Source organism: Arthrobacter sp. CAL618, from assembly GCF_000468215.1.
Lineage (GTDB): Bacteria > Actinomycetota > Actinomycetes > Actinomycetales > Micrococcaceae > Arthrobacter_D.
On record NZ_ASZW01000203.1, the window covers coordinates 1 to 3,897 of the forward strand.

Annotated in this window: 6 protein-coding genes; 4 read left to right on the plus strand and 2 right to left on the minus strand. The window is 59.4% G+C overall.

What is annotated here, in order from left to right; genetic code table 11:
* On the minus strand, positions 1-571 hold a 571-nt coding region (locus tag K728_RS0112305; protein WP_024476903.1), incomplete at its 3' end, for a thermonuclease family protein.
* 357 nt (positions 572-928) lie between these two features.
* Between K728_RS0112305 and K728_RS19350 the strand changes: the two genes are divergently transcribed.
* The 4 genes from K728_RS19350 to K728_RS0112325 all read left to right on the plus strand — a co-directional run bounded on the left by K728_RS19350 (position 929) and on the right by K728_RS0112325 (position 3,119).
* Positions 929-1,315: a hypothetical protein gene (locus tag K728_RS19350; protein ID WP_202802726.1), complete on the plus strand. Its 387-nt coding sequence runs from the start codon at positions 929-931 to the stop codon at positions 1,313-1,315.
* Between the two features lie 19 nt (positions 1,316-1,334).
* A complete protein-coding gene (locus K728_RS20210) occupies positions 1,335-1,973 on the plus strand; it encodes a hypothetical protein (protein WP_019484134.1) in 639 nt (212 codons plus the stop codon).
* Positions 1,974-2,049: 76 nt separating this feature from the next.
* Positions 2,050-2,589 carry a GNAT family N-acetyltransferase gene (locus K728_RS23260; RefSeq protein WP_084442888.1) on the plus strand — a complete coding sequence of 180 codons (540 nt, stop codon included), beginning with the start codon at positions 2,050-2,052 and terminating at the stop codon, positions 2,587-2,589.
* Positions 2,553-3,119, plus strand: coding sequence for a GNAT family N-acetyltransferase (locus K728_RS0112325; RefSeq protein WP_084442889.1), 567 nt, complete (start codon positions 2,553-2,555; stop codon positions 3,117-3,119). Before K728_RS23260 ends, K728_RS0112325 begins: the two co-directional genes overlap by 37 nt.
* Here K728_RS0112325 and K728_RS0112330 read toward each other — a convergent pair.
* Positions 3,111-3,578, minus strand: coding sequence for an ASCH domain-containing protein (locus tag K728_RS0112330; RefSeq protein WP_193353933.1), 468 nt, complete (start codon positions 3,576-3,578; stop codon positions 3,111-3,113). The two genes, K728_RS0112325 and K728_RS0112330, sit on opposite strands and share 9 nt — an antisense overlap.
* Positions 3,579-3,897 lie beyond the last annotated feature (319 nt).

The window sequence follows — 3,897 nt, forward strand, 5'->3', positions numbered from 1 at the left end:
CGGCCGCCGCAGCCTGCTCAATTTCGGCCGGGACAGTGCACTCCGCCGCAGGATCATAAAGACCCGTTTCGTTGGCGGTGGCCTCAGCCTGAGCGTCCCGAACGACGTCGAAATACTTGCTGTTCGGTTCGAAGAGGACTGCTATGCCCAGCCCCTGACGGGCAATCTCCGCATTGACCAATGTGCCGTCCTCCAGGGCGACGGCCGCTAGCACACGGTCATATTGGTCGGTCCTTTCGACGTCGAAGTCCAGGCCCACCGTGGTGCCAGGTGGCAACATGCGCTCCAGGAAGGCCGTCGCTTCAGGGCCGAGACACTCAATCGCCTTATCTGGGTGCTTTGTCTCAGGGGTGTCTACGTTGAGGAGCCGGACCCTCTGGTCCTCACCTTCGAAGTTGATGACCAATGTGTCACCGTCGATGACCCGGACCACCTCGCCGGTTTGGGCGTCTGCGCTCGCGGTACCGCACCCCGCCACCCCTGCAACGACAGACACCGCCAGGATGACTGCTGTTGAATAACGACGACGCTTCCGAGCGAAAAATCCCGACGACGGGCTGGTTTCCTGCATTGATTCCCCAAATTACTAAGACCGTTACCACCTATGACCAACCGATCATACGGTCACCCGGCGACGAATTCGGCGGACAGGGAAGGACGCAGCCGCGGATTGGGCGCCCGATCTGTTGGTCCATCGCCAAGCTCTAACGCAGGAAACGAATCGGCCGATAGTCATACCCGACATCGACGCCACAGACAGGACCCAGTAATGCCGCACGACCAAGTACCGGGGTCAGTCCAACCCGCAGTGAAACCCATGCTTCCACCCCCGGATGCACCTCCAGGGGTGTCGAAGTCCGGGCCCAACCGATCGCCGGCACCGGACCGGAAACCGCTTGTCTTCGGTCTCACTGGATTGGTGATTGGCATGGCAATCGGCTCAGTCCTGTCCTACGGCGTTCTGTCGCTGCCTTCCAGTCCAAGCGCCGAACCCGCCGAGACCTTTGCTTCAAGCCCGATCGACGATGCGGTGTCAGCGTGCGGAGTCGATGGAACTGAAGGCGTGCAAGTCGGAGATGAGGGACGGAGTATCTCGATAAGTACCGAAGGCGCTGAGTCTTCGGGGGCACCCTATGCTGCGCTCGTTTGTGTCCTGGATGAACTTGAAGTTTCGGACAGCATCGTGTCTCGGATGGACAGCACCCGCGCACTCGACGGCAATCTATCTGGGGAGTGGGGCGACTTTTCGGCGTCCTGGGGTTACCACCCCGACAGCGGCATGAATGTCGTCATTGAAATAGCTGACCAACGCTAACTTGGGAGAATCACAGTCAATGTCCATCAGCGAAGCGAAGCGGACGAAGAGTCCTCTGAATCTATCTCGCCGCACCACACGGATTGCCGCGGGAGTATTGGGTGTAGGTCTCTTTGGGGGAGGGATCGCACTAGGCACGGTCCTGCCCGACCCAAAATCGAGTGACGATTACCTTTCTCTGGCGCTGCAGTCCGAAGAGTTGGAAGCTGAACGGGACTCGTTGCAGTCGCGGTATTCGGACATGAAGACCGGGTTCGAGAAGTTGTCTAGTGAAGTAGAGGGCAACGACGCAGAGTTGCAGGAAGCCTTGACGGCAGTTGAGCAGCGCGAGGCCGAAGTTGAGACCCTGCGGGGCGAGGTGGAAGTTGCAGCTGACGCGGTTAAGGCGCGGGAAGACGCTGTGTCCGGCGCGGAGGAAGAAAAGGCGGCAAACACGATTGCGGAAGGTACGTGGACGGTCGGCGTTGACGTGGAGCCGGGTGCCTATCGAACAACCGAGAACGTTGGCTCGAAGTGCTACTGGGGTATTTACACCTCGGGGACCAACGGCGATGACATTCAGGCAAATGATATTCCTGGAGGCGGGAGACCGACTGTAACCCTGTCGGAGGGGCAAGATTTCGAAACGGCGCGGTGTGGGTCGTGGGAACGGCAATAGCGGCGGTCACTCCTGGAATCCTCTTCGGGTGGTGAAGCGCGGCCTTTTGTCCTGATTCCTATGCCATCATCAGGTGATGGCGTTTCCTATCCCATTCCCGCAAGAGCTCCGCAGCGAATATCTCTTGCTCCGATGCCTGACAGAAGAAGACTGGCAGTTGGAATACGACTTGAGCCGGGTTTCAGATGTTCCCCAGTGGACCTACTATCCGCTGAATCTCGAGGAACAAGCTGCCCGCAGCCGGATAGTCCGAACCCAGGAACGTCACAGGAGTCAGCTTGCTGCCCGGTATGCGATAGTAATCGATGGCTCGGCGGTGGGGACGGTTGGGATGGGATGGTGCGATGGCGGCGAACCGGAAGTCTTCTATGCCCTGAAACCCGTCGCCCGAGGCTGTGGGACAGCGACCGAATCTGTTCAACTCGTGGCAACTTGGCTTTTCGACAATGGCTTTCCAACGGTGGCTTTGGAAACTGTCTCAGGCAACACCGCAAGTGAAAGAGTCGCCGAGCGTGCGGGATTTCGGCAGACGGCCTCTTACCGGGGATCTCAGGGAGGAGTCTCAGCGCAGGTCAACCGATGGCTTCGGCACAAGGGGGCCACGTGCGGCCTTTAGCGACCGACCGTTTGCTGCTCCGAATGTGGGAGCCAACCGACGCTGAATTTGTTTACGACCTTTACTCCCGTTGGGAGGTCCAACGCTTTATCGGGTTGGTTCCACGGGTAATGGAGGGCCGATCCGAGGCTGACAGGCTGATCGAGAAATGCCGGGGCTTCCACCATCCTGTCCAGGGGTTTTGGGCGGTGGAGCGAGTAAAGGATTCCCAATTGGTTGGGACCATCCTGTTGAAGGGGATTCCTGCATCGGGTGAGGCGCCGCTCCAACTATCAGGTGACACGGAAATTGGGTGGCATTTCCATCCGGATTATTGGGGGAAGGGATACGCAACCGAAGCAGCGTCAGCTGTGCTGGCACATGGTTTCAGCGCAGGCCTGGACCGGGTGATCGCAATAACCTCGGCTGCGAACACAGCATCTCAAAGCGTGTGTAGGCGTATCGGGATGAAGCATCAGGGGGTAACGAAAGACTATTACAACGCAATGTGTGAGTTGTACCGGGCAGAGGCTGCCAGCTGGCTAGCCTAGGGCCGAGTCCGCATGTTCTGGCGGCCACACGACACCGAAACGCTCGAACACGATCTCTTCGCTTTCCGACCAGCGCCGACCCTGGGCTGCTGCTACCCGGGTCCAGTACCGGCGGTGTTCACGCCGCCAACTCTCCAGGCTTAGATCGTCCTCGCCTTCGTCAATGGCGAACGCGGCATCTGCACTGGCGAAATCACCGATGCGGAGTTCCAGGCTGCGAATGATGATGCGAGGAGTTCCATCTCCAGCGCAGGCAATCCAATGGGATCCGATGCGGGGCACCTGATCACCTCGAGAGATGAAATCACGAACCAGCTCCGCCGTCGCCCGCTTCCGTCCGCTGAGGACGAGGGCTAGCAGCTCATCCGCTAGTCGACGGGTGTCACCGAAGTGTTCGACAGTGTACTCGGGCGACGCTGCTACTGCCTCGGGATGAGCGGCGGAATAGTCCTGCCACATCCGAATGCCTGCATGCGTGTCGATAGGGGCAACAGATTGAGATTCCACCACCCCATGGTGTCAGAAGTCGCGCCGCTGGCCGACGAGTGTGAGGCGCCGCGTGGCTTAAGTATCCGGCCGGATGGCGGCTTGTCTGTAACACTGGGCCCATGACACAGGAACCAATGGGGTGGCAAGAAGTCCAAACTGCAGGATCGCTTATCCGGGTCAGCCTGTCTGAACCGGTCGCGGTTGTCCGCCGAAGCGGCGAACCAGACCTGATAGTCACCTGGCCCGACCTTCCGGTCTGACGGTTGATAGTCAGGAGCGTGCCGCAGCC